This window comes from Pseudomonas sp. ADAK2 (assembly GCF_012935755.1).
Taxonomy (GTDB): domain Bacteria; phylum Pseudomonadota; class Gammaproteobacteria; order Pseudomonadales; family Pseudomonadaceae; genus Aquipseudomonas.
On the sequence record NZ_CP052862.1, the window covers coordinates 4,799,069 to 4,824,780 of the forward strand.

General features: G+C 60.9%; 25 protein-coding genes and 1 other RNA gene. 13 read left to right on the top strand and 13 right to left on the bottom strand.

The features are described from left to right. The first annotated feature begins 32 nt into the window (after positions 1–32). Positions 33–704 carry a gamma-glutamylcyclotransferase gene (locus HKK52_RS21995; RefSeq protein ID WP_169372563.1) on the top strand — a complete coding sequence of 224 codons (672 nt, stop codon included), beginning with the start codon at positions 33–35 and terminating at the stop codon, positions 702–704. On the opposite strand, the gene glpT is transcribed toward HKK52_RS21995, so the two are convergent. Next, a complete protein-coding gene (gene glpT / locus HKK52_RS22000) occupies positions 677–2,029 on the bottom strand; it encodes a glycerol-3-phosphate transporter (protein ID WP_169372564.1) in 1,353 nt (450 codons plus the stop codon). The genes HKK52_RS21995 and glpT overlap by 28 nt on opposite strands. A 280-nt stretch (positions 2,030–2,309) precedes the next feature. Then, the gene (locus HKK52_RS22005; protein WP_169372565.1) at positions 2,310–3,287 is read right to left on the bottom strand and encodes an NADPH:quinone oxidoreductase family protein; all 978 of its coding nucleotides are present in this window, start codon (positions 3,285–3,287) and stop codon (positions 2,310–2,312) included. 150 nt (positions 3,288–3,437) lie between these two features. Between HKK52_RS22005 and HKK52_RS22010 the strand changes: the two genes are divergently transcribed. Next, positions 3,438–3,848, top strand: coding sequence for a flagellar basal body-associated protein FliL (locus tag HKK52_RS22010; protein WP_169372566.1), 411 nt, complete (start codon positions 3,438–3,440; stop codon positions 3,846–3,848). Between the two features lie 66 nt (positions 3,849–3,914). On the opposite strand, the gene HKK52_RS22015 is transcribed toward HKK52_RS22010, so the two are convergent. The 4 genes from HKK52_RS22015 to HKK52_RS22030 all read right to left on the bottom strand — a co-directional run bounded on the left by HKK52_RS22015 (position 3,915) and on the right by HKK52_RS22030 (position 9,300). After that, positions 3,915–5,033: an ABC transporter permease gene (locus tag HKK52_RS22015; protein ID WP_169372567.1), complete on the bottom strand. Its 1,119-nt coding sequence runs from the start codon at positions 5,031–5,033 to the stop codon at positions 3,915–3,917. Beyond that, the gene (rbbA, locus tag HKK52_RS22020) at positions 5,033–7,756 is read right to left on the bottom strand and encodes a ribosome-associated ATPase/putative transporter RbbA (RefSeq protein WP_169372568.1); all 2,724 of its coding nucleotides are present in this window, start codon (positions 7,754–7,756) and stop codon (positions 5,033–5,035) included. Before rbbA ends, HKK52_RS22015 begins: the two co-directional genes overlap by 1 nt. Continuing rightward, positions 7,753–8,718 (bottom strand): HlyD family secretion protein, encoded by a 966-nt coding sequence (locus tag HKK52_RS22025; RefSeq protein WP_169372569.1) that lies wholly within the window; start codon positions 8,716–8,718, stop codon positions 7,753–7,755. The genes rbbA and HKK52_RS22025 overlap by 4 nt, the downstream gene beginning before the upstream one ends. Positions 8,719–8,850: 132 nt before the next feature. Next, positions 8,851–9,300, bottom strand: a complete 450-nt coding sequence (locus HKK52_RS22030) for an EVE domain-containing protein (RefSeq protein WP_169372570.1) — start codon at positions 9,298–9,300, stop codon at positions 8,851–8,853. Between the two features lie 195 nt (positions 9,301–9,495). Here HKK52_RS22030 and HKK52_RS22035 point away from each other — a divergent pair, with 195 nt between their 5' ends. Further along, a complete protein-coding gene (locus tag HKK52_RS22035) occupies positions 9,496–9,648 on the top strand; it encodes a hypothetical protein (RefSeq protein WP_007942433.1) in 153 nt (50 codons plus the stop codon). A 35-nt stretch (positions 9,649–9,683) separates the two neighbouring features. Here HKK52_RS22035 and HKK52_RS22040 read toward each other — a convergent pair whose 3' ends face one another. The 4 genes from HKK52_RS22040 to HKK52_RS22055 form a co-directional block, all read right to left on the bottom strand. Beyond that, complete coding sequence (locus HKK52_RS22040) at positions 9,684–10,289, bottom strand: 5-formyltetrahydrofolate cyclo-ligase (RefSeq protein WP_169372571.1); 606 nt, start codon at positions 10,287–10,289, stop codon at positions 9,684–9,686. A gap of 86 nt (positions 10,290–10,375) precedes the next feature. Further along, positions 10,376–10,554: non-coding RNA, 6S RNA (gene ssrS / locus HKK52_RS22045), on the bottom strand. Between the two features lie 30 nt (positions 10,555–10,584). Beyond that, on the bottom strand, positions 10,585–10,902 hold the full coding sequence (locus HKK52_RS22050) for a cell division protein ZapA (RefSeq protein WP_007942435.1): 318 nt from the start codon (positions 10,900–10,902) through the stop codon (positions 10,585–10,587). After that, positions 10,899–11,108, bottom strand: coding sequence for a TIGR02449 family protein (locus HKK52_RS22055; RefSeq protein WP_007942437.1), 210 nt, complete (start codon positions 11,106–11,108; stop codon positions 10,899–10,901). The genes HKK52_RS22050 and HKK52_RS22055 overlap by 4 nt, the downstream gene beginning before the upstream one ends. Before the next feature lie 126 nt (positions 11,109–11,234). Between HKK52_RS22055 and HKK52_RS22060 the strand changes: the two genes are divergently transcribed. The 10 genes from HKK52_RS22060 (at position 11,235) to gcvP (ending at position 23,704) form a co-directional block, all read left to right on the top strand. Next, complete coding sequence (locus tag HKK52_RS22060) at positions 11,235–11,789, top strand: YecA/YgfB family protein (protein ID WP_149660231.1); 555 nt, start codon at positions 11,235–11,237, stop codon at positions 11,787–11,789. Positions 11,790–11,816: 27 nt separating this feature from the next. After that, a complete protein-coding gene (gene pepP, locus HKK52_RS22065) occupies positions 11,817–13,151 on the top strand; it encodes a Xaa-Pro aminopeptidase (protein ID WP_169372572.1) in 1,335 nt (444 codons plus the stop codon). Beyond that, positions 13,148–14,335, top strand: coding sequence for a 2-octaprenyl-6-methoxyphenyl hydroxylase (ubiH, locus tag HKK52_RS22070; protein ID WP_169372573.1), 1,188 nt, complete (start codon positions 13,148–13,150; stop codon positions 14,333–14,335). The genes pepP and ubiH overlap by 4 nt, the downstream gene beginning before the upstream one ends. After that, positions 14,328–14,813, top strand: coding sequence for a DUF4442 domain-containing protein (locus HKK52_RS22075; RefSeq protein ID WP_169372574.1), 486 nt, complete (start codon positions 14,328–14,330; stop codon positions 14,811–14,813). The genes ubiH and HKK52_RS22075 overlap by 8 nt, the downstream gene beginning before the upstream one ends. A gap of 9 nt (positions 14,814–14,822) precedes the next feature. Continuing rightward, positions 14,823–16,040: a 2-octaprenyl-3-methyl-6-methoxy-1,4-benzoquinol hydroxylase gene (locus HKK52_RS22080; RefSeq protein WP_169374278.1), complete on the top strand. Its 1,218-nt coding sequence runs from the start codon at positions 14,823–14,825 to the stop codon at positions 16,038–16,040. A gap of 219 nt (positions 16,041–16,259) precedes the next feature. Further along, a complete protein-coding gene (locus HKK52_RS22085; RefSeq protein WP_169372575.1) occupies positions 16,260–17,264 on the top strand; it encodes an extracellular solute-binding protein in 1,005 nt (334 codons plus the stop codon). Positions 17,265–17,398: 134 nt separating this feature from the next. Continuing rightward, positions 17,399–19,015: an ABC transporter permease gene (locus HKK52_RS22090; RefSeq protein ID WP_169372576.1), complete on the top strand. Its 1,617-nt coding sequence runs from the start codon at positions 17,399–17,401 to the stop codon at positions 19,013–19,015. Between the two features lie 156 nt (positions 19,016–19,171). Then, complete coding sequence (gene gcvT / locus HKK52_RS22095) at positions 19,172–20,254, top strand: glycine cleavage system aminomethyltransferase GcvT (protein WP_169372577.1); 1,083 nt, start codon at positions 19,172–19,174, stop codon at positions 20,252–20,254. 50 nt (positions 20,255–20,304) lie between these two features. Beyond that, positions 20,305–20,688, top strand: a complete 384-nt coding sequence (gene gcvH / locus HKK52_RS22100; RefSeq protein ID WP_169372578.1) for a glycine cleavage system protein GcvH — start codon at positions 20,305–20,307, stop codon at positions 20,686–20,688. A gap of 142 nt (positions 20,689–20,830) precedes the next feature. Continuing rightward, complete coding sequence (gcvP, locus tag HKK52_RS22105) at positions 20,831–23,704, top strand: aminomethyl-transferring glycine dehydrogenase (protein WP_169372579.1); 2,874 nt, start codon at positions 20,831–20,833, stop codon at positions 23,702–23,704. A 163-nt stretch (positions 23,705–23,867) separates the two neighbouring features. On the opposite strand, the gene HKK52_RS22110 is transcribed toward gcvP, so the two are convergent. The 3 genes from HKK52_RS22110 to HKK52_RS22120 form a co-directional block, all read right to left on the bottom strand. Continuing rightward, positions 23,868–24,185, bottom strand: a complete 318-nt coding sequence (locus HKK52_RS22110) for a DUF2388 domain-containing protein (protein ID WP_123403978.1) — start codon at positions 24,183–24,185, stop codon at positions 23,868–23,870. 67 nt (positions 24,186–24,252) lie between these two features. Next, positions 24,253–24,702 carry an NfeD family protein gene (locus HKK52_RS22115; protein WP_169372580.1) on the bottom strand — a complete coding sequence of 150 codons (450 nt, stop codon included), beginning with the start codon at positions 24,700–24,702 and terminating at the stop codon, positions 24,253–24,255. Between the two features lie 8 nt (positions 24,703–24,710). Beyond that, on the bottom strand, positions 24,711–25,631 hold the full coding sequence (locus tag HKK52_RS22120; protein ID WP_169372581.1) for an SPFH domain-containing protein: 921 nt from the start codon (positions 25,629–25,631) through the stop codon (positions 24,711–24,713). Positions 25,632–25,712: the final 81 nt, after the last annotated feature.

Sequence of the window (25,712 nt, forward strand, 5' to 3'; positions counted from 1 at the left end):
CTTTACCCGCGGGGAGCTGAACGCTATTCGCCATGAGCGCCATTGAATCTGCTTTTCTGAATTTGCCTTACCCTCCGCGACTCGATCTGGGGCCGCAGCTTACGCACGAACAATTGCTCAGCTCGATGCAATCGACCATGGCGCGCCACAAGGGTGGGCCGGTCTGGCTGTTCGCGTACGGCTCGCTGATCTGGCGCCCGGAATGCCCGGCGGTGGAGCGAGTGCGCGGTCGAGTGCATGGCTATCATCGCGGTTTGTACCTGTGGTCCCATGAACATCGCGGCACGCCGGAAGTACCAGGCCTGGTGTTTGGCCTGGATCGCGGCGGCTCTTGCAGTGGTTTCGCTTATCGCTTGCCTGAAGAACAACTCGAAGCTTCGCTTTACGCCCTTTGGCAGCGCGAGATGCCATTCCCGTCCTATCGCCCACACTGGCTCAACTGCCGTCTTGAAGACGGAAGCCAGGTTCAGGCGTTGGGATTTGTGTTGGAACGGCACCTGCCCAGCTATGCCGGCAACTTGCCGGATCACGTGCTGAGCCAGGTGTTCGAAAGCGCTTGCGGGCGTTACGGCACCACTCGCGATTATGTCGAGCAGACCGCCAACGCCCTGCGAAGCCACGCCATGCCAGACCGGAATCTGGAGGCGCGGCTCAAGCGCTGCCAATCAAAGGCTGATCAGGCGATCGCTTCTTCGCGGGTCTGACTGGCGCTTTGTTTATGCCCCAGCGTGGGGGCAAGGAAGGCCATCGCCAGCAAACAGGCGGCGACCAGCAGGATGAAGCCGCCATCCCAGCCGAAATAGTCCACGGTGTAGCCCATCAGCGCACTGGCCGCGACGGAACCACCCAAGTAACCAAACAGACCGGTAAAGCCAGCGGCGGTACCGGCGGCTTTCTTCGGTACCAGCTCCAGCGCTTGCAAGCCGACCAGCATCACCGGGCCGTAGATCAGGAAGCCGATCGCGAACAGCGAGATCATGTCGATCATCGGGTTGCCCGGCGGGTTCAGCCAATACACGATCGTCGCCACGGTCACCAACCCCATGAACACCATACCGGTCAGGCCACGGTTGCCTCGGAAGACTTTGTCCGACATCCAGCCGCACAGCAACGTGCCCGGAATGCCTGCCCACTCATAGAGGAAGTACGCCCACGATGTTTTGTCGAAATCGAAGTGCTTGACCTCTTTGAGGTAGGTCGGCGCCCAGTCCAGGATGCCGTAGCGCAGCAGATAGACGAAGACGTTAGCCAGGGCGATGAACCAGAGCATTTTGTTGCGCAGCACGTATTTGACGAAGATGTCCTTGGCGCTGAATTCTTCTTCGTGGCTGGCGTCGTAGCCTTCCGGGTAATCGTTCTTGTACTTCTCGATCGGCGGCAGGCCTGTCGATTGCGGCGTGTCGCGCATCACAATGAAGGCAAATACGGCGACCAGCAGCGCCACGGCGGCCGGGACGTAGAACTTGCTGTGCCAGTCGTTGAACCAGCCCATGCCGAGAATCGCCAGCGGACCAATCAACCCGCCACCGACGTTATGCGCGGTGTTCCACACCGAAACCACCTGGCCACGTTCTTTCTGTGACCACCAGTGCACCATGGTCCGGCCGCTCGGTGGCCAGCCCATGCCTTGTGCCCAGCCGTTGATGAACAACAGGATAAACATCATGGTCACGCTCGACGTCGCCCAGGGAGCGAAACCGAAAACGAACATGACTCCAGCCGACACGATCAGGCCGAAGGGCAGGAAGTAACGCGGATTGGAGCGGTCGGACACAATGCCCATCAAAAACTTGGAAAGACCGTAGGCGATCGCAATCGCCGACATGGCCACACCCAGTTGGCCCTTTGTGTAGCCCTGGGCAATCAGGTCCGGGAATGCCAGTGTGAAGTTCTTGCGCAGCAGGTAGTAACCCGCATACCCAATGAATATGCCGGCGAAGATCTGCCAGCGAAGTCGTTTATAGGTGTCGTCTATTTTTTCTTCAGGCAGGGGAGCCTGATGTGCGGCAGGTCGAAAGAAAGCAAACATTCAAGAGCTCCAAATTTCTTGTTTTGACTGCGGATGCGAATGTTACAGTTTCGTTACCGAAAATAGCACCGGTTCGCATTGGTCAAACAGCGGAAATGTTGGAGATCGCGTGTTCCTTTATGAACATGTCGCTCAGGTGTAAGTGTAGGACGGTGTGGGAAAGGTTACTTACGCGCCTTCGTGCGGTTTTTCGGTTCAAAGTAGGACGTAACTTTGGGAAATGTCCTTCCTGACAAGAAGAAGCGATCCGGACTCTACCGTCCAGACCGCTTCGCCTGGCTCAGCGAACTTGCACCACCACTTTCCCGACCGCTTTGCGCTGGCCAAGATCATTGATTGCCTGCGCCGCATTGCTCAGCGGATACACCTGCGACACCAGCGGTTTCAACTTGCCTTCGGCGAACCAGCCAAACAACTGCTGGAAGTTCGCCGCGTTGTCCTGGGGTTGGCGCTGGGCAAACGAGCCCCAGAACACACCGACCACCGCCGCGCCTTTAAGCAGGGCGAGGTTCACCGGGAATTCGGGAATGCGTCCGCTGGCAAAACCGACCACCAGCAGGCGACCGTTCCAGGCGATGGCGCGCACGGCCTGGTCGAACAGGTCGCCACCGACCGGGTCGTAGATCACGTCGGCGCCCTGGCCGTCGGTCAGGCGTTTGATTTCGTCCTTGAGGCTGGTTTCGCTGTAGTTGATCAGTTCATCGGCGCCGGCAGCCTTGGCCACGGCAAGTTTTTCGGAGCTGCTGGCAGCGGCGATCACCCGGGCGCCCATGGCTTTGCCGATTTCCACGGCGGCCAGGCCGACACCGCCGGACGCGCCGAGCACCAACAGGGTTTCGCCCGGTTGCAGGTTGGCCCGTTGCTTGAGGGCGTGCATCGAAGTGCCGTAGGTCATGCTGAAGGCAGCGGCGGTGTTGAAATCCATCGACGGCGGGATCGGCAGCACGTTGTAGCCCGGCACCGCGACCTGCTCGGCAAAGCTGCCCCAGCCGGTCAGGGCCATGACCCGGTCACCGACCTTGAGGTGACTGACCTTTTCCCCCACAGCGCTGACCACGCCCGCGGCTTCGCCGCCCGGGGAAAACGGGAAGGGTGGCTTGAACTGGTATTTGCCCTCGATGATCAGCGTGTCCGGGAAGTTGACCCCGGCGGCGTGCACGTCCAGCAGGATTTCGTTCTTCTTGGCGACAGGACTGGCGACGTCTTCCAGCACCAGCGATTCGGCGGGGCCGAAGGCTTTGCATAGCACGGCTTTCATCAGGGCTATTCCTTTGGGAGTGATGGCCGATAAGTGTAGGTGTGTGAGTCGTTGGGTCAACGAGCATGCCCGCCCCTGATAGTCAGCCATAAGCTTGTGCTTGCGCGGCGGGTCGTTATGCTAGGCCGCAAACCGGATAAGGAGCGAATTGTGAAAGCGTGGATCATGTTGTTGCTGGCCCTGTCTCTGCCTTTGGCAGCAGTGGCCGAAGAAGCCGCCAAAGAAGGCGAGGCCCCGAAAGTCAGCTACCTGACCCTGAGTCCGCCGTTTGTCGGTAACTATGGCCTGGATGGCACGCCGAAGTTGAAGGTCTTCAAGGCTGACGTGGCGTTGCGAGTGACCGGCGAAGAAGCGACCAAACTGGTGAAGGCCAATGAGCCGTTGATTCGCAATCAACTGGTCGCGTTGTTCACCCAGCAGACCAACGAGGCGATGAACAGCATCGAGGGCAAGGAAAAGCTGCGCCAGGAAGCCCTGAAGCAAACCCAGCAAGTGATGAACGACGAAACCGGCAAGCCGGTGGTTGAGGATCTGTTGTTCAACAACCTGATCATTCAATAAGACTTCCTGCGGGCTTTTGTGGCGAGGGGGCTTGCCCCTCGCCACAAAAGCCCTTCATTCCACAGGTCAGGACGCCAGACTTTTGCGAAACCGCATCAGCGCAATCGCAAAGAACACCAGCCCGATGGCGGTCAGCGCCAGCAAGTCCGGCCAGACCACGCTCAGCCCGGCGTCGCGAAACAGAATCGCGGCGCTCAAGCTGACAAAGTGCGTCGATGGCGAACCCTGCATCACCCATTGCAGCCACTGCGGCATGCTGTCGAGCGGCGTGCTGCCACCGGATAGCAGCAACATCGGGATGATCACCGGGATGGCCAGCAAACCGAACTGCGGCGTCGAGCGGGCCAAGGTTGCGAGAAAGATCCCCAGCGCCGTACTGGCGAACAGATAAACCGCCGTCACCAGCAAAAACAACGCCATCGAACCGGCCAGCGGCACGCCCAGCGCGCCTTTGACGATCACTTCCAGTGAAATCCAGGTGCACAGCACCACCACCAACATGTTGCTCCAGATTTTTGCCAGCATGATTTCCAGCGCCGTCAGTGGCAGCACCAGTAAATGGTCGAGGGTGCCGTGTTCGCGCTCGCGCAGCAGCGCCGTGCCGGTGAGGATGATGGCGAGGATGGTGATGTTGTTGACGATCTGAATCACCGCGAGAAACCAACCACCCTCGAGATTGGTGTTGAATAGCGAGCGCGTGGTCAGCAGCGCCGGTGCCTTGCTGGCGGGATCGGTCTGGCCGCTGTAGTTCAGCAATTCACGCTGGAAAATCCGCCCGATGTAACCCGCGCCCATGAACGCCTGGCTCATGGCCGTGGCGTCCACATTGACCTGTACCGCCGGTTGGCGTCCGGCCAGCAAATCGGTCTGGAAATTCACCGGCACATTGATCACAAACGTGTACTGGCCGCTGTCCATGACTTGATCCAGTTGCTCATAAGCCAGCAGCACCGGACGCTGGAATTCCGGCGGTTGCAGGGCCTGGGTCAGTTCCCGTGAGAGGTGGCTGCGGTCTTCGTCCACCACGGCCACGCTGGCGTTGTGCACGCCGATGACCGAGCCGGCGGCCGGCATGTAGATCGCCACGGTAAAGGCGTAGAACAGAAACAGCAGCAACACGCTGTCGTGGCGCAGGCTGGTCAGTTCCTTGAGGCCGAGTCGCAAGATATGTGCAAGCTTGTGCATCAGGCCTCCTGCTTTTTCAGCATGACCAGGCTGAGCCCGGTGAATCCGAGGAAGAACCCGAACAGCGCCAGGCATTGCGGCCATAGCTGTCGCAGGTCCAGCGCTTTGGTGAACGTGCCGACGGCGATATCGAGGAAATACCCCGCCGGAAACAGCATCCCCATGACCGAGGCTGCGCCTTCGAGGGAGGAACGCGGCACGATCAGCCCGGAGAACTGGATGGTCGGCAGGCTGGTGATGATCATGGTGCCGAGGATCGCGGCGATCTGGGTTCGGGTGAACGCCGAAATCAGCAATCCCATGCTGGTGGTGGCCAGCACGTAGAGCAATCCGCCGAAGGCCAGGGTCAGGCCGCTGCCCTTGAACGGTACGCCGAACAGCCAGCGGTTCATGGCCACCAGCACCGCCAGGTTGATCAGGCTGATCGCCAGATAGGGCGCCTGTTTACCCAGCAGGAACTCCAGTCGGGTCAGGGGCGTGGCGTAGAAGTTGGTGATTGAACCCAACTCTTTCTCGCGCACGATCCCCAGCGCTGTGAGCATGGCCGGGATGAAGGCGAGGATCAGCGCCATCACCCCGGGACCGATGGCGTTGACGCTGACCACGTCCTGGTTGTAGCGGAATCGGGTTTCCAGTTTGGCCGCTGCTGGTCGGTTGAGCGTGGGGCTGCTCTGTTCGGCCAGTTGCTCAAGGTTGGCTTGATGCACCGCCTCCACGTAATTGCGACTGGTCTCGGCCCGAAACGGCATGCCGCCATCCAGCCAGGCTGCGACGGTGGGTTGGCGCCCGGCGTATAAGTCGCGGCCAAAGCCTGGCGGGATCTCCAGCGCCAGTTTGATTTCCGAACGCTGGAGGCGTCGATGCAATTCTTTGCTGTCGCGAATCGGTGCTTGTTCAGCAAAGTAACGCGAGCTGCGGAAGGCTTCCAGATACGTACGGCTTTGCGGTGTCTGGTCCTGGTCGAATACGGCGAAGGCGAGTTTTTCCACGTCCAGGGAAATGCCGTAGCCGAAGATCACCATCATGAAAATCGCCCCGAGCAGGGCGAACGCCATCCGCACTTTGTCGCGCAGCAACTCCTTGCCTTCACGACTGGCTACCGCTACCAGACGCCCGACGCTGAAACCACGTTCTTTCATTGGTGGTGTCGGAGCGGCAGGCGTGTCGGCGGGCACTGGCGGCGTCGGCGTTTCGCCAGCGCCTTGGGCCTGTTCCAGGCAGGTGACAAACGCCGCTTCCAGGGTTTCGCCCTTGAACTGTTGTTGCAGTGCCGCCGGGGTATCGCAGGCCAGCACCTTGCCGGCGTGCATCAGCGAGATGCGGTCGCAACGCTGGGCTTCATTCATGAAGTGGGTGGAGAGGAAGATCGTCACGCCTTGCTCGCGGGACAACTCGATCAACAATCGCCAGAAGTCATCCCGCGCCGCGGGGTCAACGCCGGAGGTCGGCTCGTCGAGGATCAGCACTTCCGGGCGATGCAACACCGCCACGGCCAGGGACAGTCGTTGGCGTAAACCCAAAGGCAAAGCGCCAGACTGTTGATCCGCAACTTTGACCAGATTGAAACGCTGGATCAGTTCGTCGATGCGTTGGGCGCTGTCGGCCTTGGGCAAATCGAACAAACGCGCGTGCAAGTCGAGGTTTTGCCGAACACTGAGCTCGCCATATAGCGAGAAACTCTGGGACATGAAGCCAACGCGTTTGCGCGTGGCCAGGTCCTTGGCGTTCACCGCGTTGCCCAGCAATGTGGCACTGCCCTCACTGGCCGGCATCAGCCCGGTCAGGACTTTCATGGTGGTGGTTTTGCCGCAGCCGTTGGAGCCGAGGAAACCGAAAATCTCCCCTCGGCCGATGGCGAAGCTGACCTTGTCCACGGCGGTGAAGTCGCCGAAGCGCAAGGTCAGGTCGTGGGCTTCGATGGCGATGTCAGTGTTGGCGCCGGTGCGGGGTGGAATCACCAGTGGCTGATTGTCGTGGCCACTGTCGCCCTGAAAGTGGGTGAAGGCTTCATCGAGTTTGCCGCTGGCAGTCGCTGTGGCCAGTTCGCTGCTCAGGCCCGTAGCGATCAGCTTGCCGTCGTCGAGCATCAGGCAATGTTCGAATTGCTCGGCCTCTTCCATGTACGCGGTGGCGACCAGTAGCGTCAGTTGCGGGCGTTGACGGCGCACATCATCTACCAGCTCCCTGAACCGCCGTCGGGACAAGGGATCGACGCCGGTGGTGGGTTCGTCGAGGATCAACAGGTCCGGTTCGTGGATCAGCGCGCAACAGAGCCCGAGTTTCTGCTTCATGCCACCGGAGAGCTTGCCGGCCGGGCGGTCCGCGAAGCGCAGCAGGTCGGTGGCCAGCAACAGGCTGTGCATGCGCTGGTTGCATTCGGCTTTCGACAGACCGAACAGGGTGGCGAAAAAGTGGATGTTCTCGCTGATCGACAATTCGGGATACAGGTTGCCGCCCAGGCCTTGCGGCATGAAGGCGATGCGCGGGTAGAGGCTGTTGCGATGGCGACGATCCTGGATCGAGCCGCTCAGCACGTCCAACTGACCTTGTTGCAGGGTTTTCACCCCGGCGATCAGGCCCAGCAAACTCGACTTGCCGGCTCCGTCCGGGCCAATCAACCCACAGCGCGTGCCGGCGGGCAGACTGAAGGTGATATCGGCCAGGGCCTGCTGTTTGCCGTAACGGTGGTTGATGCCGGTCGCTTGCAGCGCCAGGTCGGTCATTGCAGGTTGGCCGGCCAGCTAATAGGCGCGGTGCGCACATAACCGGCGCCGGGCATGCCCGGTTTGGCCTGGGGCAGGGCGCTTGGGTCGGTCAGGCGTAGTTTGACGCGGAACACCAGTTTCTGGCGTTCGTCACGGGTTTCGACTTCTTTGGGCGTGAACTGTGATTTGCCGGCGACGAAAGTGATTTTGGCTGGCACCGGGTGGTCGGGCAGGGCGTCGAGCAGGATACGCGCGTCATCGCCAACGGCCACGCGCCCGGTGACGGAGGCCGGGAGGTAGAGGTTCATGTATTGGTCGCTCGGATCAATCAGCAACAGCACTCGTCCGCCGGCGCCGAGCACTTCGCCCGGTTCGGCCATGCGCAACTGGATCACCCCGTCCATGGACGCCCGCAAACTGCTGTCATCGATTTCGCTGGTCAGCATCGCGACCTGGGCCTGGGCCGCGCCAATCGCGGCGCCGACTGCCGACACTTGGGCACGGGACGCGGCGACCGCCGCACTGCCGGTGTCCAGGCGTGCCTGTTGTTGATCAATGATCTGGCCGCTGACGAAACCGTGCTTGAACAGTTCCCGGGAACGCTTGAGTTCTTGTTGGGCGAGCAGTTGTTCGCTCTGGCGCAATTGCACGTTGGCCTGGGCGGCGGAGAGGTTTTCCCGGGCGCGCAGCACCTCGGCTTCGGCCTGGTTGCGCTGGGCTTCGAGGGTGCGGGTGTCCATGCGGGCCAGCAGTTGGCCCTTGGTGACTTTATCGCCCTCATCGACGAGCACCTCGGCAAGGCGCCCGGGTGTTTTGCTGGCGATCTGCACTTCTGTGGCTTCGAGGCGACCGTTGCCGACATACAAGCCTTCGGGCAGACGGTCATGCATCGATTTCCAGTAACCGAACCCCCCGGCGGCCAGCAGTAAAATCATCAAGGAACTGGCGAAGAAAATCGAAGAGCGACTGTGCGTAGACATGCGGGCATCCTGCGGCTGTAACGTCCTAGTCTGGCTGATCGAGCGCCGAAGCTGCTTGATGCCAGTCAACTAAGGCGCAAGCCTAACCCCATTGAGCGGGGAAAAGAGGATGACCGGGCAGTTCTGCTTTATTTAGCGCAAGTCGAGTACCGCAGACCATTGTTCGGCGGAGACGGGCATCACCGACAGCCGAGTGCCTTTTTGTACCAACGGCATCTCGGCCAGCGCCGTCTGCTGTTTCAGATAATCCAGCTTCAGCACTTTGGCAAACGTCTCGACATGCGCGACATCAATCGCGCTCCAGGCGTTTTTCTCTGCCGTGGCCTTCGGATCGAAGTAGTGACTCTCAGGCTCCAGCGCCGTTGGGTCCGGATACGCCGCTTCGACAATCTTGCCGATCCCGGCAATTCCCGGCTCAGGGCAACTGGAGTGATAGAAGAAGAACTCATCACCCACCGCCATCGCCCGCAAAAAGTTACGCGCCTGATAGTTGCGAACCCCGTCCCAGCGCGCCTTGCCAAGCTTCTCAAGGTCTTTGATCGAGAGCTCGTCGGGCTCGGATTTCATCAGCCAATAGGCCATGGTTTTGGCTCCTTGCGAGAAGGGTGGGCAAGTTGTCGGGCAATTTTATGACAAACCGACAGTCGGTTGACGCCAGTGTTTGCGTGTCGGTTCACGTTGTCGCAAAATGCCGGCCTTCTAAGCTTGACGCTGCTGCACGGCCTACAACGGAAACCGCTGCTGTCATCGTGTTGATATGCCTTTGGGGGGCAATCGATGAAACGCAAACCGGATTTACTATGGATTTTGGTTATTTTGTTCGGCCTCGGCGTCGTGACCACTGGCTATGCCCAAAGCCTGTGGAACAATAAGACCGACGCGCCAATCGAAATCGCGCAGCAACAACAGCCGTCAGCCTTCAAGCGCTGAACCGGTCTTCCGGGCGCTGCTGAATCCAGCGGCGTCTAGCCTGCGAAATACCACGCCTTGTCTGTCACCGTTCCTTGCAACGGCACATCCCAGCTCGCCTGAGCCAATCGTCCGACCTTCTGACATTCATGGGCCAGCCCCAACAGCGTCGGCTTGCGCCAGTTTTTGCGCCGCGCCAGATACGCCAGGCTGCGGTCGTAGAAACCACCGCCCATGCCCAGGCGTCCACCGACATCGTCAAATCCAACCAATGGCAACAACACTAAATCAAGCGCCCAGACTTTACGTTGCCGGGCGAGGTTGTGCCTTGGTTCGAGAATACGGAAACGGTTGGGTTTCAATTTGTCGCCGGGGCGAATCCGCTGGAACACCATTTTGGTTCGCGGCCAGGCGCTGAGCACCGGCAGATAGGTGGCTTTGCCCCGACGTTGCGCAGCACGCAGCAGCAATTGCGGATCGATTTCACCGTCGGTGGGCAGGTAAAGAGAGATGTGTTTTGCACGGCGAAATAGCGGGTGTTGGGCCAATTGCTTATAGAGCCCGCGAGCGGCCTGGCGCTGCTGACGGGGTGTCAGTGCACGGCGGGCTTTGCGCAGCATGCGTCGAAGTTGCGGGCGGGGAAGCAGCGCAGGTTCGGTCATGGATAAGGGCTTCGGCAGGTCGGGTACACAAAGCGTACCCGTAAAAAAGCCGATGCCGGTATTTAAACCGGCATCGGACTGGAATCAGGCTCCCCGGATGAACCGCTGCTGACTTAGCCCTTGAACCCGAAAGTTCAAGGTGGAAGAAGCAGTAGGCTTTAAGGCTTTCCGTCTAGCGGACATGCACACCAGCCCAACGTGCAACTTCCAGGGTAGTGCGAATCGGCTCAGGGACATCGTCAACTGGCAAGCACCCCAGGGAGTGACGCGAGTATACCCCAAGCGGTTCCGCGAATCAGCCCTTGGTGACGTCCGGATCAGTTGCCAGCACCAGATCGACGCGATCGAGCAGGTCGCGAACCTGCTCACGGGTCGAGCCGCTGGCCTGTACGTCCGGGCGTTCTTCCTTGTGCAGCAGGTCGTGGGTGATGTTCAGCGCGGCCATCACGGCGATGCGGTCGGCGCCGATGACTTTGCCGCTGCTGCGGATTTCGCGCATCTTGCCGTCCAGATAGCGGGCAGCACTCACCAGATTGCTGCGCTCTTCCTGGGGGCAGATGATCGAATATTCTTTGTCGAGGATCTGCACGGTTACGCTATTGCTTGAACTCATGAGTCTTGCTCCAGGGCCTTGAGGCGCGAAATCATCGATTCGACCTTACGCCGAGCGATTTCGTTTTTTTCAATGAGGTGAGCGCGTTCCTCGCGCCAGGTCTTTTCCTGAGCTAATAGGAGTCCATTTTGGCTCTTTAGTTGCTCGACTCGGCTAATTAGCAGCTCGAGTCTGGCCATCAGTGCTTGCAGATCGGTGTCTTCCATTGTGTCCACTGAGATTGAGTCTGATGGAATAGCTGGCGGACAGCCTTTAATAGTCTTGGCGAGTCTGTCGATGTAGGATACAAGGCCTTCATTCTAGACATAGCGCCGTCTGGCGCCTAGCTGCCCATGCCCATTCAGAATTCCCCGTACCAAGCCTTCGCCACTCTGCTGACTTCCAGCGGTCATAACGTCTCGCCTGCCGAACTGCATGGCCTGTTGCTCGGCCGCAGTTGCGCCGGTGCCGGCTTTGAAGCCGACAGCTGGCTGGCCGACGCCGCCGAGTTGCTCGAAGGCGAGCCGCAAGACAACGTTCGCAACGCCCTGATCGGCCTGCAAGAGATGGTCAAGGGCGAGCTGACCGGCGACGACATGACCGTCGTCCTGCTGCTGCCCACCGACGACGCCCCGCTGGCCGACCGTGCCGCTGCGCTGGGCCAATGGTGCCAGGGCTTCCTGACCGGCTTCGGTCTGACCCGTCGTGAATATGCCCTGACCACCGAAGCGACCGAAGTGTTGCAGGATCTGGCCGCCATCGCCCAGGTACAAGATGCCCTGGAAGAATCTGACGACGGCGAAAGCGATTACATGGAAGTGATGGAGTACCTGCGCGTAGCTCCGTTGTTGCTGTTCACGGAAACCAAGAAAACCGACGAAGCCGCCGCCAAACCGTCGTTGCATTAATCGCCTGCCAGGGAACGCCATCTGCCCATGATTCATATCCCGAAATCGGAATACAGCCGTCGCCGCAAGGCCTTGATGGCGCAGATGGAACCCAACAGCATCGCGATCCTGCCGGCCGCCGCGGTGGCCATCCGCAACCGCGACGTCGAGCATGTCTACCGTCAGGACAGCGACTTCCAGTACCTCAGCGGTTTCCCTGAGCCTCAAGCCGTCATCGTTCTGATGCCCGGCCGTGAGCACGGTGAATACGTGCTGTTCTGCCGCGAGCGCAACGCCGAACGAGAGTTATGGGACGGCTTGCGCGCCGGCCAGGAAGGCGCGATCCGCGACTTCGGCGCCGACGACGCGTTCCCGATCACTGACATCGACGACATCCTGCCGGGCCTGATCGAAGGGCGCGACCGGGTGTATTCGGCCATGGGCAGCAACCCTGAATTCGACCGCCACCTGATGGACTGGATCAACGTGATCCGCTCTAAAGCGCACCTCGGCGCCCAGCCGCCGAACGAATTCGTTGCCCTGGATCATCTGCTGCACGACATGCGCCTGTATAAATCGGCGGCAGAAGTGAAGGTGATGCGCGAAGCCGCACGGATTTCCGCCCAGGCGCATATCCGCGCGATGCAGGCCAGCCGCGCCGGGTTGCATGAGTTCAGCCTTGAAGCCGAACTTGATTACGAGTTCCGCAAGGGCGGGGCGAAGATGCCGGCGTATGGCTCGATCGTCGCAGCCGGGCGCAACAGCTGCATCCTGCATTACCAGCAGAATGACGCGGTACTCAAGGACGGTGACCTGGTGCTGATCGATGCCGGTTGCGAGATCGACTGCTACGCCAGCGACATCACGCGCACCTGGCCGGTCAACGGCAAGTATTCCACCGAACAGAAAGCGATCTACGAATTGGTGCTGGCTTCGCAAGAGGCGGCGTTTGCCGAGATTGCCCCGAACAAACACTGGAATCAGGCCCACGAAGCCACGGTCCAGGTAATTACCGCCGGGCTGGTGAAGTTGGGCTTGCTGCAGGGCGACGTCGACGAGTTGATCGCCAGCGAAGCCTATAAAGCTTTTTATATGCACCGCGCCGGCCACTGGCTGGGCATGGATGTGCATGACGTCGGCGAGTACAAGGTCGGCGGCGAATGGCGCGTGCTGGAGGTCGGCATGGCGCTGACTGTTGAGCCGGGCATCTACATCGCCCCGGACAACCCGAACGTGGCGAAGAAATGGCGTGGCATTGGCGTGCGCATCGAGGACGACGTGGTAGTGACCAAGACCGGTTGTGAAATCCTGACTAAAGGCGTGCCGAAAACGGTCGCTGAAATCGAGGCTTTGATGGCGCAAGCGCGGACACAAGCGGCATGAGTCGAGTCAATCTGGCAATCATCGGCGGCGGCCTGGTCGGCGCCAGTCTGGCGTTGGCATTGCAGGCCGGAGCCAAGGCGCGCGGCTGGAAGATCGTGCTGATCGAGCCGTTCGCCCCCGGTGACACCTATCAACCGAGCTACGACGCCCGTTCTTCGGCGCTGTCCTATGGTGCTCGGCAGATTTATCAACGGCTGGGCGTGTGGCAGGAAATCTCCCGTCGCGCCGAACCGATCAAGCAGATTCATGTGTCGGACCGTGGGCGTTTTTCCACGGCGCGACTGTCGGCGATGGAAGAGGGTGTGCCGGCGTTGGGTTATGTGGTGGAAAACGCCTGGCTCGGTCAATGCCTCTGGCAGGGTCTGGACAAGGACGTGGTCAGCTGGCGTTGCCCGGCGGAAGTCACGCGCATGGAACCGCTGACCGACGGCTATCGCCTGACCCTCAACGACGAAACCACCCTGGAATGCGACCTCGCGGTACTCGCCGATGGCGGCCGTTCCGGTCTGCGTGAGCAACTGGGGATCGGCATCAAGAAGCGCCCGTACAACCAGAGCGCACTGATCGCCAACATCACCCCGAGCGAAGCCCATAACGGCATGGCGTTCGAGCGTTTCACCGATGAAGGCCCGATGGCGCTGTTGCCGTTGCCGGACAACCGCTGCGCTTTGGTCTGGACCCGTTTGGGCATGGACGCGCAACGGCTGGCGGCCCTCGATGAAAAGAGTTTCCTCAGCGAGTTGCAGGGCGTGTTCGGTTATCGCCTCGGCACCTTGAAACAGGTCGGCGCGCGGCATTTGTACCCGCTGACCTTGATCGAGGCGGAAGAGCAGGTGCGTCCGCATCTGGCGATCCTCGGCAATGCCGCCCACAGCCTGCACCCGATTGCCGGCCAGGGTTTCAACTTGTCCTTGCGCGATGCCCAGGCTTTGGCCGATGCGTTGTTGGCCAGCGAATCCGGGCCCGGCGACTTTGCGACGTTGCAGGCCTATCGCGAGCGCCAGCGCATGGATCAAAACCTCACCGTGGGCTTCTCCGATCAAGTCACCCGATTGTTCGGCAGCACCCAACCGTTGGTGTCCCTGGGCCGCAACATTGGCCTGCTCGGCCTTGATCTCTTGCCGCCGGCCAAACGCTGGTTCGCCCGCCAGGCCATGGGTTTGGGTACTCGCCCGGATGCTTGAGTGGCTGAGTGCAAAATTCGGCAAGGCGCGGCTGATGCGTTGGGTCATGACCTTTTACCCGCCGTACCTCGGCGCCGGGGTGCGGGTGCGGCACATCAGCGATGACTTCCGCGACATCAAGGTGTCGATGGGCCTGGGCTGGTACAACCGCAATTACGTCGGCACCCAGTTCGGTGGCAGCCTGTATTCGATGGTCGATCCGTTCTACATGCTGATGTTGATGGAAAACCTCGGACGCCAATACATCGTCTGGGACAAGGCCGCCGACATTGATTTCATTGCGCCGGGCAAAGGTCCGGTGTTCGCCCGATTCAACATCGACGAGACCTTGCTCGACGAGATCCGCCGGCAGACGGCGAATGGCGAAAAATACCTGCCGAAGTTGCAGGTCGATATTCACGACGGCGCCGGCACCTTGGTGGCGCGGGTCGAAAAAACCCTTTACGTGCGGCTCAAGCCGCAAGCGAGACAGGCTTAAAGCATGGACATGCGCGCAGATCTGCTGATTGTCGGGGCCGGAATGGTCGGTAGCGCCCTGGCGCTGGCGTTACAGGACAGCGGGCTGGAAGTCCTGCTGCTGGACGGCAGCCCGATGAGCGTCAAACCTTTCGACGGTACCGCGCCTTTCGAGCCGCGAGTGAGCGCTTTGTCGACCGCCAGTCAGCGAATTCTTGAACGCCTCGGCGTCTGGGACGGCATCGCCAATCGGCGCAGCAGTCCATACACCGACATGCACGTTTGGGACGGCAGCGGCACCGGGCAGATCCACTTCTCGGCCGCCAGCGTGCACGCCGAGGTGCTGGGTCACATCGTCGAGAACCGAGTGGTGCAGGACGCCTTGCTCGACCGCTTGCACGACTGCGACCTCGGAATGCTGGCCAATGCGCGCCTGGAGCAGATGCGCCGCTCCGGCGATGACTGGCTGCTGACCCTGGCCGACGGCCGCACGTTGCGCGCGCCGTTGGTGATCGCGGCGGATGGCGCGAACTCGGCGGTGCGGCGTCTGACCGGTGTTGCGACGCGTGAGTGGGATTACCTGCACCACGCGATCGTCACCAGCGTGCGCAGTTCCAAACCGCATCAGATGACGGCGTGGCAGCGCTTTACCGATAACGGTCCGCTGGCCTTCCTGCCGCTGGAGCGGGATGGCCGGCAGGATTGGTGTTCGATCGTCTGGTCGACCACGCCGAGCGAAGCCGAACGCCTGATGGCGCTGGATGACGACGGCTTCTGCCGTGAGCTGGAGCGGGCTTTCGAAGGTCGTTTGGGGACGGTGCTCAGCGCCGATCCTCGCCTGTGCGTGCCGCTGCGTCAGCGGCATGCCAAGCGTTATGTGGCTGAAGGCCTGGCGCTGATCGGTGACGCGGCGCACACCATTCACCCGTTGGCGGGACAGGGTGTCAACCTCGGGTTCCTCGATGCGGCGGTGCTGGCCGAAGTGCTGCTGCAAGCGGCGGAACGCGGTGAGCGCCTGGCGGATGTAAAAGTCCTCAGCCGCTACGAGCGTCGGCGCATGCCGCACAACCTGGCGTTGATGGCGGCGATGGAAGGCTTTGAACGGTTGTTCCAGGCTAATCCACTGCCGGTGCGCTGGTTGCGCAATGCCGGGTTGAAGATGGTCGAGCAGATGCCCGAGGCCAAGGCGTTGTTTGTGCGTGAGGCGCTGGGGTTGACCGGGGATTTGCCGGCGTTGGCCAAGGCCTGAGATTTTCGGTGGGGCTGATGGCCTCTTCGCGGGCAAGCCTCGCTCCTACAGGATTTAGGTGATCCGTAAGAGCGAGGCTTGCCCGCGAAGGCGTCGGTATATTCAATACACCTCTCTGGCTGTGCAACATCTGGTAACGCACCCGCCAACTGTTCGATTGAGCTGGCAAATGTGAGTCCTTATCATTTGGCCACACTTTTCAATCGAGAGACCGCTCCCATGTTGGCATCCAAGCGTCTATTGACCGCGCTGGCCCTGACCCTGCTCGGCAGCACCGCCGCCCAGGCCGCCGACGAGGTGGTGGTCTACTCCTCGCGCATCGACGAACTGATCAAGCCCGTCTTCGATGCCTACACCGCGAAAACCGGCGTGCAGGTGAAGTTCATCACCGACAAGGAAGCGCCGCTGATGCAGCGCATCAAGGCCGAGGGCGAAAACGCCACCGCTGACCTGCTGCTCACCGTCGATGCCGGCAACCTCTGGCAAGCCGAGCAGATGGGCATCCTGCAGCCGTTCACCTCGAAAACCATCGACGCCAATATCCCGCTGCAATATCGCTCCTCGGCCCATGCCTGGACTGGCCTGAGCCTGCGGGCGCGGACCATCGCCTACTCCACTGACCGTGTGAAGCCGGGAGAGCTGACCACTTACGAAGGTCTGGCCGACAAGAACTGGGAAGGCCGCCTGTGCCTGCGCACGGCGAAGAAGGTCTACAACCAGTCGCTGACCGCCACCATGATCGAAGTTCACGGCGCCGCTAAAACCGAGCAGATCCTCAAAGGCTGGGTGAGCAACCTGTCCACAGACGTGTTCTCCGATGACATTGCGGTGCTGGAAGCGATCAACGCCGGCCAGTGCGACGTGGGCATCGTCAACACCTACTACTACGGCCGCCTGCACAAGCAGAAGCCGGACCTGGCAGTGAAGCTGTTCTGGCCGAACCAGGGCGACCGTGGCGTGCACGTCAACCTGTCGGGTATTGGCCTGACCAAACATGCGCCACACCCGGAAGCGGCCAAGGCGTTGGTGGAGTGGATGACGACGCCAGAGGCGCAGAAGATTTTTGCTGACGTGAACCAGGAATTCCCGGCCAACCCTGCCGTTGCACCTTCTGCGGAAGTGGCGAGTTGGGGCAAGTTTGTTGCTGATACCTTGCCGGTGGAAATCGCTGGCAAGCGTCAGGCGGAAGCGATTCGCATGATGGATCGGGCGGGTTGGAACTGAGCTGAGTTGATCGTTCCCACGCTCTGCGTGGGAATGCATCCCCCCGACGCTCCGCGTCGAAGCGTGACGCAGAGCGTCATAAGATGTGTGCCCACGCAGAGCGTGGGCACAATCATTTAAAACGAGAGTTTTCCTTGGCCCACCCCGCCCAACGCCGCTGGTATCCCCTGGTCTTCGCCATCGCCGCGCTGGTCCTGCTGCCACTGAGTGTGCTGTTTTTCTCCTGGCAAACCATCGATCAGCAGATCTGGTCCCACCTCTGGGACACGCAGATGCCACGGCTGCTGGGCAACACCTTGACCCTGGTGCTCGGCGTCGGTGTCGGCGTGACGCTGTTGGGTGTGAGCCTGGCCTGGCTCACCAGCCTCTGCGAATTCCCCGGCCGACGCTGGCTGGACTGGGCGTTGATGCTACCGTTCGCGATTCCCGCCTACGTCCTGGCATTTGTCTTCGTCGGCTTGCTGGACTTCGCCGGCCCCGTGCAAACCCTGCTGCGGGAATGGTTCGGCTCCGGGTTGCGGTTGCCGAGAGTGCGCTCCACTGGCGGCGTCATCCTCGTTCTGGTGCTGGTGTTCTATCCCTACGTTTACCTCCTGGCGCGCACCGCGTTCCTGGCCCAGGGCAAAGGCCTGATGGAAGCCGCTCGCGTCCTCGGGCAATCACCGTGGCAAGCGTTCTGGCGTGTGGCGTTGCCCATGGCGCGCCCGGCCATCGGCGCCGGTGTGGCATTGGCATTGATGGAAACCCTGGCGGATTTCGGCGCGGTGTCGGTGTTCAACTTCGACACGTTCACCACCGCCATCTACAAGACCTGGTACGGCTTCTTCAGCCTTTCGACCGCCGCGCAACTGGCGAGTCTGTTGCTGCTGGTGGTGATGGTCGTGCTGTACGGCGAGCGCCGCGCTCGTGGCGCCAATCGGGCGAGCAACGAGCGGCCGCGGGTCAAGGCGTTGTATCACTTGCGAGGCTTCAAGGCGTTGGCGGCGATGAGCTGGTGCGGTCTGGTGTTCGCCTGCGCTTTCGTCATTCCGATGCTGCAACTGATCGTGTGGTTCTGGCAGCGTGGCCGCTTCGATCTGGATGAGCGTTACGCCGGGCTGATCGTCCACACCCTGTACCTGGGTGGCATGGCGGCGTTGATCACGGTCAGCGTGGCCCTGTTGCTGGCGTTTGCCCGACGCCTGGCGCCGACCCGGGCGATCCGTTCCGGCGTCAGCCTGGCCAACCTCGGCTATGCCTTGCCCGGCTCGGTGCTGGCGGTATCGATCATGCTGGCGTTCAGTTACCTGGACCGTGAACTGGTGATCCCGCTGTCGGGCTGGCTCGGAGGCGCGGGCAAGCCTTTGCTGCTGGGCAGCTTGGCGGCGCTGATCCTGGCTTATCTGGTGCGTTTCATCGCGGTGGCTTACGGGCCACTGGAAAGCAGCCTGGCGCGAATACGGCCTTCTTTGCCCGAAGCGGCACGTAGCCTTGGAGTCAGTGGGCCACGACTGTTTTTCAAAGTGTATCTGCCGCTGTTGCTGCCGGGGACCCTGAGCGCGGCGTTGCTGGTATTCGTCGATGTGCTCAAGGAAATGCCCGCGACCCTGCTGATGCGCCCGTTTGGCTGGGACACGCTGGCGGTGCGCATCTTCGAAATGACCAGCGAAGGCGAGTGGGCGAGGGCCTCGTTGCCGGCGCTGACCCTGGTTTTGGTCGGGCTGTTACCGGTCATCGGATTGATTCGACGTTCGGCGCATCGAAACGCCTAGGTGCCAGTCCTACACCTTGCGGCTACAATGCGCGGCATTCGGTGCGGTCCGTCTGACAGGCCAGGTAGCTGAAATCGGCTGAAAGCCTTCTATTTCAAGGCTTTCACCCCGTGCAGTGCCTGTCCGCACCCTCGCCACGCCCGGAAGGAGAAACCCATGGGACAGCGTACGCCTCTGTATGACCTTCATCTCGCCCTCGGCGCGAAGATGGTCGATTTTGGCGGTTGGGATATGCCACTGCATTACGGCTCGCAGGTCGAGGAACACCACCAGGTGCGTCGCGATTGCGGGGTTTTCGATGTATCCCACATGACCGTGATCGATGTCGACGGCCCCCAGGCCAAGGCCTGGCTCCAGCAGTTGCTGGCCAATGACGTCGAACGCCTGCACAGCCCCGGCCGTGCCTTGTACAGCACCATGCTCAATGTGCGCGGCGGCATCGTCGACGACATGCTCGTCTACCGTCTCGATGACGGCTATCGCCTGGTGGTCAACGCCTCCACCCGGGGTCAGGACCTGGCCTGGATGCAGGCGCATGTCGGCGCCTTCAACGTCCAACTCCACGAGCGTTCCGAATTGGCGATGCTGGCCATTCAAGGTCCTCACGCCCGGCACAAGATTGCCGAGTTGGTCACGCAGTCTCGCGGCAACCTTATTCAGATCCTCAAGCCTTTCGAAGGCCGGTCCGACGGTGACTGGTTTATCGCGCGCACCGGTTACACCGGCGAAGACGGGTTGGAAATCGTTTTGCCAGCCGATCAGGCGCCTGGCTTCTTCAACGATCTGGTCGGCGCGGGCATCTCGCCCATCGGCCTTGGCGCCCGGGATACCTTGCGGGTCGAGGCCGGGATGAACCTCTACGGTCAGGACATTCATCAAGATGTCTCACCGTTGGCCTCCAATATGGCCTGGAGCATTGCCTGGGAACCGGCCACTCGCCAGTTCATCGGTCGCGCGGCCCTGGAAGCCGAAAAAGCCAACGGCGTACAGCACAAACTGGTCGGTCTGGTCCTTGAGGAGCGCGGGGTTTTGCGCGCCCATCAAGTGGTCCGTATCGCCAATGTTGGCGAAGGGGAGATCACCAGTGGTAGTTTCTCTCCTACGCTTAGCAAGTCGATTGCACTGGCGCGCGTGCCGATGGCGACCGCCGACCGCGCAGAAGTGGAAATCCGTGGCAAGTGGTACCCGGTCCGAGTGGTCAAACCGACCTTCGTACGCCATGGCAAAACCTTGATTTAAACTTTTCTGGCGGGCATCGACCGCTGACATTCTTCTTGAGGACACTGAACATGAGCGATATCCCTGCCGACCTGCGTTTCGCCGAAAGTCATGAATGGGCGCGTCTGGAAGCCGATGGCACCGTCACCGTGGGCATCAGCGATCACGCTCAGGAAGCCTTGGGCGACGTGGTGTTCGTTGAACTGACCGAAGTGGGCAAAGTGTTTGCTGCCGGCGATCAATCCGGTGTGGTCGAGTCGGTTAAAGCCGCTTCCGACATCTACTCCCCGATTTCCGGTGAAGTGATCGCGATCAACGAAGACCTGGGCGGTTCGCCTGAAGCACTCAACACCGACCCGTACGGTGCATGGATCTTCAAGCTCAAGCCAAGCAACCCGGCTGAACTGGACAAGCTGCTCGACGCGGCTGGCTACAAAGCCGCAATCGGCGAGTAAGCATTCAGGCTCCACCCAAAGCCCCGACCTGTCGGGGCTTTTTGGTTTTCGGGACTCTGGCCCAAAGCTGCGCAATATCGACTGCTATGCTGGTTTGACCGTGTTGCATCGACGCCGAGCGCCAGTCAAGAGAGAGCCCGTCATGTCCCAGTTGCCGTCCTTGAGCCAGTTACGCGACCCCAATGCCTTCCTGCGCCGCCACTTGGGGCCCGATGCCGCCGAGCAGCAGGCGATGCTCGACAGCCTCGGTGTTGGCAGCCGGGTCGAGCTGATCGAACAGACCGTGCCGCCGGGTATTCGCCTCAACCGTGAATTGGACCTGCCGCCGGCGCTCGACGAAGAGGCCGCACTGGCCAAACTGCGCGGCTATGCCGAACAGAACCAGGTCTGGACCAGCCTGATCGGCATGGGTTATCACGGCACCCTTACCCCGACTGTGATCCTGCGCAACGTGCTGGAAAATCCCGGTTGGTACACCGCCTACACGCCTTATCAGCCAGAGATTGCCCAGGGCCGGCTCGAAGCGCTGCTCAATTTCCAGCAACTGACCATCGACCTCACGGGCCTGGAGTTGGCCAACGCCTCGCTGCTGGACGAAGCCACCGCTGCGGCGGAAGCCATGGCCCTGGCCAAGCGGGTCGCGAAGTCCAAGAGCAATCTGTTTTTCGTCGACGAGAACTGCCATCCGCAAACCATTTCCGTGGTGCAGACCCGGGCCGAGGGTTTTGGTTTTGAATTGATCATCGACGCTGTGGATAACTTGAAGCAGCACGAGGTTTTCGGCGCATTGCTGCAGTACCCCGACACCCACGGCGAAATCCGCGATTTGCGGCCGCTGATTGATCATCTGCACTCCCAGCAGGCGCTGGCCTGCGTTGCGACCGATCTGCTGAGTCTGTTGTTGCTGACGCCGCCGGGGGAATTGGGCGCCGATGTGGTGTTCGGTTCCTCCCAGCGCTTTGGCGTGCCCATGGGTTACGGCGGCCCACACGCGGCGTTTTTTGCCAGTCGTGATGAGTACAAACGGGCGATTCCGGGGCGAATCATCGGCGTGTCGAAAGATGCCCGTGGCAACGTCGCCCTGCGCATGGCCCTGCAAACCCGCGAGCAACATATTCGCCGCGAGAAGGCCAACTCGAACATCTGCACCGCCCAAGTGCTGCTGGCCAATATCGCCAGTTTTTATGCGGTTTATCACGGCCCGGAAGGGTTGAAACGGATTGCCCAACGTGTGCATCGGCTGACCTGCATTCTTGCTGCCGGCCTGGAACGCCACGGCATTACCCGGCTTAACAAGCAGTTCTTCGACACCCTGACCCTCGAAGTTGGCGGCGCTCAAACGGCGATCATCGAAAGCGCCCAGGCCGCACAGATCAACTTGCGCATTCTCGGCCGAGGACAATTGGGCCTGAGCCTTGATGAAACCTGTGACGAAAGGACAGTGGCGAGGCTGTTCGATGTGTTCCTCGGCGCCGATCATGGGCTCAACGTCGACGAACTGGATGCTGAAATCCTGGTATCCGGCATTCCTGACGGGTTACTGCGCAGCACGCCATATCTGCGTCATCCGGTGTTCAGTGCCCATCACAGCGAAACCGAAATGCTGCGTTACCTCAAGCAGCTGGAAAACAAGGATCTGGCACTGAACCAGTCGATGATCCCGCTCGGTTCCTGCACCATGAAACTCAACGCCACCAGCGAAATGATCCCGATCACCTGGCCGCCATTCGCCAACCTGCACCCGTTTGTGCCCAGGGAGCAGGCGGTCGGTTACGCGTTGATGATCGAGGAACTGGAGCGCTGGCTCTGCGCAATTACCGGTTTCGATGCGATCTGCATGCAGCCCAACTCCGGCGCCCAAGGCGAGTACGCCGGGTTGCTGGCAATCCGCAAATACCACGAGAGCCGCCATCAGGGTGGCCGAGACATTTGCCTGATTCCATCCTCGGCCCACGGCACCAACCCGGCCTCGGCACAAATGGCCGGCATGCGCGTGGTGATCGTCGAGTGCGACGAGGCGGGCAACGTCGATCTGGAGGACTTGAAGGACAAAGCCGCGGCGGCGGGGGAAAAACTCGCCGCCCTGATGGCGACGTATCCTTCAACTCACGGTGTGTACGAGGAAGGCATCAGCGAAATCTGTGAAGTTATCCACAGCCACGGCGGCCAGGTTTACATGGATGGCGCCAACCTCAACGCTCAGGTGGGTTTGGCGCGACCGGCCGATATTGGCGCCGACGTGTCGCACATGAACCTGCACAAAACCTTCTGCATTCCCCACGGCGGTGGCGGGCCCGGCATGGGGCCGATTGGCGTGCGGGCGCATCTGGCGCCGTTCGTGGCCAATCACCCGGTAGTGCCGATCGACGGCCCGCAACCGCAGAACGGTGCCGTCAGTGCCGCGCCTTGGGGCAGCGCGAGCATTTTGCCGATCAGCTGGATGTACATCGCCATGATGGGCCCGCAACTGGCGGACGCCAGTGAGGTGGCGATTCTGGCGGCGAATTACCTGGCGCAGCATTTATCCGGCGCCTTCCCGGTGCTCTACACCGGGCGTAACGAGCGGGTGGCCCACGAATGCATTCTCGATCTGCGGCCGCTCAAGGCGCTGACCGGGATCAGCGAAGAAGACGTGGCCAAGCGCCTGATGGATTACGGCTTCCATGCGCCGACCATGTCTTTCCCGGTGCCGGGGACGTTGATGGTCGAGCCGACCGAGAGCGAATCCAAGGCGGAGCTGGACCGCTTTATCGGCGCAATGCTGAGCATCCGCGCCGAAATCACCGAGGTGCAAAACGGTAATTGGGACCCGGAAGACAATCCGCTGAAGCGCGCGCCGCATACCCTGGCGGACATCACCGGTGTGTGGGAACGGCCTTACAGCATCGAGCAAGCGGTGACGCCGGATGCGCACACCAAGGCCCACAAGTATTGGCCGGCGGTGAACCGGGTGGATAACGTCTACGGCGATCGCAATCTGTTTTGCGCTTGCGTCCCGGTAGACGATTACCGCTGACAACCCCCGTCCCTGTAGGAGCGAGGCTTGCCCGCGAAAGCGATTTAACCTTCAACATTTATATCGACTGACTCACTGCTTTCGCGGGCAAGCCTCGCTCCTACAGATAATGCGGGCGAAAAAATGCCGCTCATGTGAGCGGCATTTTTGTTCAGCAAGAAGCTTAGTCCGAAGCGACGGCATTCTTCGCCAGGATCGCGTTCGCCAGCTCCATGTCCGTGGCTTGCAGACCCGGGTTGTCGGCACGGACTTTCTGCATTGCCGCTTCCAGGTAAGGGCCACGGATGCCGCCGTCACTGGCGACAAAACTGCCGGCATCGTCCTGGGCCGCGACGATCAGCTTGTGATCCTTGAAGGTCAGGTAAGTCGAACCGGTGGTCGCACCGGACGAAATGACGTTACGCCAAAAGCTGTCGGCCATGGCTGAACCAACGGGGAGGGACAGCAAGGCAAGGGTAGCGACAGCAAGTTTGAGACGCATAGGGGTGACTCCACTGGGTTAACTACGGGGTTGGATCGTCATTTACCCAATCGAGTTCCGTGACCGCTCAGTCAGCCGGTTCCACCAGCAGAATCGCCCCTTGCTGACTGACCACGCGAACGCGGCTGCCCAGCGCGGCGTCTGGCCCGCGCGCCATCCACACGCCATCGGCGACTTTGATCTTGCCGCGACCGTCGACAATCGCTTCATGCACTACGAAGGTTCTGCCGATCAGCTCCTGCCCACGCAGGTTGAGGTTCGGCTGATCACTCTCCCTCACGGCACTGCGCTGGCGTCGCCACCAGTACACGGCGGTGGCGATCGAGAGCAGGCCGAACAGCAGAAATTGCATCTCCCATGACAGGCCGGGCAGCACAAAGGTCAGCACGCCAACGGCTGCCGCCGCCATGCCGATCCACAGCAGATAGCCGCCAGCGCCGAATACTTCAAGAATCAGCAGCACCGTGCCGAAGGCCAGCCAGTCCCAGAACGATAAATGTTGCAGAAATGCCCACATGGCGCGCCTCAGGCTTTCTTGTTGTCGAACGTGGCCTTGACGATTTCGCCGATGCCGCCGACCGCTCCAATCATCGAGCTGGCCTCAAGCGGCATCAGGATCACTTTGCTGTTATTGGCCGAGGCCAGTTTGCCCAGGGCATCGATGTATTTCTGCGCGACGAAGTAGTTCACCGCCTGCACGTTGCCGCTTGCGATGGCTTCAGATACCACTTTGGTGGCCTGGGCTTCGGCTTCAGCCTGACGTTCCCGGGCTTCGGATTCCAGGAAAGCGGCCTGACGACTACCTTCGGCTTCCAAAATCTGCGCCTGTTTCTTGCCTTCGGCGGTCAGGATCGCGGCAGCCCGCAGGCCTTCTGCTTCGAGGATTTGCGCACGCTTGATCCGCTCGGCTTTCATCTGGCCGGACATGGCGGCCATCAGGTCAGCCGGCGGGCTGATGTCCTTGATCTCGATCCGGGTGATCTTGATGCCCCACGGCGCCGTCGCTTCATCGACCGTGCGCAGCAGTTTTTCGTTGATGTTGTCGCGCTGACTGAGCATCGCGTCCAGCTCCATGGAGCCAAGCACTGTGCGGATATTGGTTTGCAGCAGGTTGCGCACGGCGTGCTCGAGGTTGTTCACCTCGTAGGCGGCCTGGGCGGTGTTGACCACCTGGAAGAAACACACCGCATCGATCTGCACCGTGGCGTTATCGGCGGTGATGACTTCCTGGGGCGGAATATCCAGTACGCTTTCCATCACGTTGATCTTGCGACCGATGCGGTCCATCACCGGAATGATGATGTTCAGGCCCGGCTTGAGGGTGTTGGTGTAACGCCCGAAACGCTCGACCGTCCACTGATAACCCTGCGGCACGACCTTGAAGCCCATGAACAAAATGACGACGACCAGGCCGACAAACAGTAAAAGCACACTACCGATCTGCATAACGATTCCCTGTTGATGTAAAAGCGATGGCAGCAGTGTAGCGGTGCGGGTCGGCTAGCAGAACCGCTTAGTCGCCCGTTG

What these genes read in the sequence shown, in the direction of transcription:
- HKK52_RS21995 (WP_169372563.1), top strand. Translation starts at nt 33, where the DNA reads ATGAGCGCCATTGAATCTGCTTTTCTGAATTTGCCTTACCCTCCGCGA.
- glpT (WP_169372564.1), bottom strand. Translation starts at nt 2,029, where the DNA reads ATGTTTGCTTTCTTTCGACCTGCCGCACATCAGGCTCCCCTGCCTGAA.
- HKK52_RS22005 (WP_169372565.1), bottom strand. Translation starts at nt 3,287, where the DNA reads ATGAAAGCCGTGCTATGCAAAGCCTTCGGCCCCGCCGAATCGCTGGTG.
- HKK52_RS22015 (WP_169372567.1), bottom strand. Translation starts at nt 5,033, where the DNA reads ATGCACAAGCTTGCACATATCTTGCGACTCGGCCTCAAGGAACTGACC.
- rbbA (WP_169372568.1), bottom strand. Translation starts at nt 7,756, where the DNA reads ATGACCGACCTGGCGCTGCAAGCGACCGGCATCAACCACCGTTACGGC.
- HKK52_RS22025 (WP_169372569.1), bottom strand. Translation starts at nt 8,718, where the DNA reads ATGTCTACGCACAGTCGCTCTTCGATTTTCTTCGCCAGTTCCTTGATG.
- HKK52_RS22030 (WP_169372570.1), bottom strand. Translation starts at nt 9,300, where the DNA reads ATGGCCTATTGGCTGATGAAATCCGAGCCCGACGAGCTCTCGATCAAA.
- HKK52_RS22035 (WP_007942433.1), top strand. Translation starts at nt 9,496, where the DNA reads ATGAAACGCAAACCGGATTTACTATGGATTTTGGTTATTTTGTTCGGC.
- HKK52_RS22040 (WP_169372571.1), bottom strand. Translation starts at nt 10,289, where the DNA reads ATGACCGAACCTGCGCTGCTTCCCCGCCCGCAACTTCGACGCATGCTG.
- HKK52_RS22050 (WP_007942435.1), bottom strand. Translation starts at nt 10,902, where the DNA reads ATGAGTTCAAGCAATAGCGTAACCGTGCAGATCCTCGACAAAGAATAT.
- HKK52_RS22055 (WP_007942437.1), bottom strand. Translation starts at nt 11,108, where the DNA reads ATGGAAGACACCGATCTGCAAGCACTGATGGCCAGACTCGAGCTGCTA.
- HKK52_RS22060 (WP_149660231.1), top strand. Translation starts at nt 11,235, where the DNA reads ATGCCCATTCAGAATTCCCCGTACCAAGCCTTCGCCACTCTGCTGACT.
- pepP (WP_169372572.1), top strand. Translation starts at nt 11,817, where the DNA reads ATGATTCATATCCCGAAATCGGAATACAGCCGTCGCCGCAAGGCCTTG.
- ubiH (WP_169372573.1), top strand. Translation starts at nt 13,148, where the DNA reads ATGAGTCGAGTCAATCTGGCAATCATCGGCGGCGGCCTGGTCGGCGCC.
- HKK52_RS22075 (WP_169372574.1), top strand. Translation starts at nt 14,328, where the DNA reads ATGCTTGAGTGGCTGAGTGCAAAATTCGGCAAGGCGCGGCTGATGCGT.
- HKK52_RS22080 (WP_169374278.1), top strand. Translation starts at nt 14,823, where the DNA reads ATGCGCGCAGATCTGCTGATTGTCGGGGCCGGAATGGTCGGTAGCGCC.
- HKK52_RS22085 (WP_169372575.1), top strand. Translation starts at nt 16,260, where the DNA reads ATGTTGGCATCCAAGCGTCTATTGACCGCGCTGGCCCTGACCCTGCTC.
- gcvT (WP_169372577.1), top strand. Translation starts at nt 19,172, where the DNA reads ATGGGACAGCGTACGCCTCTGTATGACCTTCATCTCGCCCTCGGCGCG.
- gcvH (WP_169372578.1), top strand. Translation starts at nt 20,305, where the DNA reads ATGAGCGATATCCCTGCCGACCTGCGTTTCGCCGAAAGTCATGAATGG.
- gcvP (WP_169372579.1), top strand. Translation starts at nt 20,831, where the DNA reads ATGTCCCAGTTGCCGTCCTTGAGCCAGTTACGCGACCCCAATGCCTTC.
- HKK52_RS22110 (WP_123403978.1), bottom strand. Translation starts at nt 24,185, where the DNA reads ATGCGTCTCAAACTTGCTGTCGCTACCCTTGCCTTGCTGTCCCTCCCC.
- HKK52_RS22115 (WP_169372580.1), bottom strand. Translation starts at nt 24,702, where the DNA reads ATGTGGGCATTTCTGCAACATTTATCGTTCTGGGACTGGCTGGCCTTC.
- HKK52_RS22120 (WP_169372581.1), bottom strand. Translation starts at nt 25,631, where the DNA reads ATGCAGATCGGTAGTGTGCTTTTACTGTTTGTCGGCCTGGTCGTCGTC.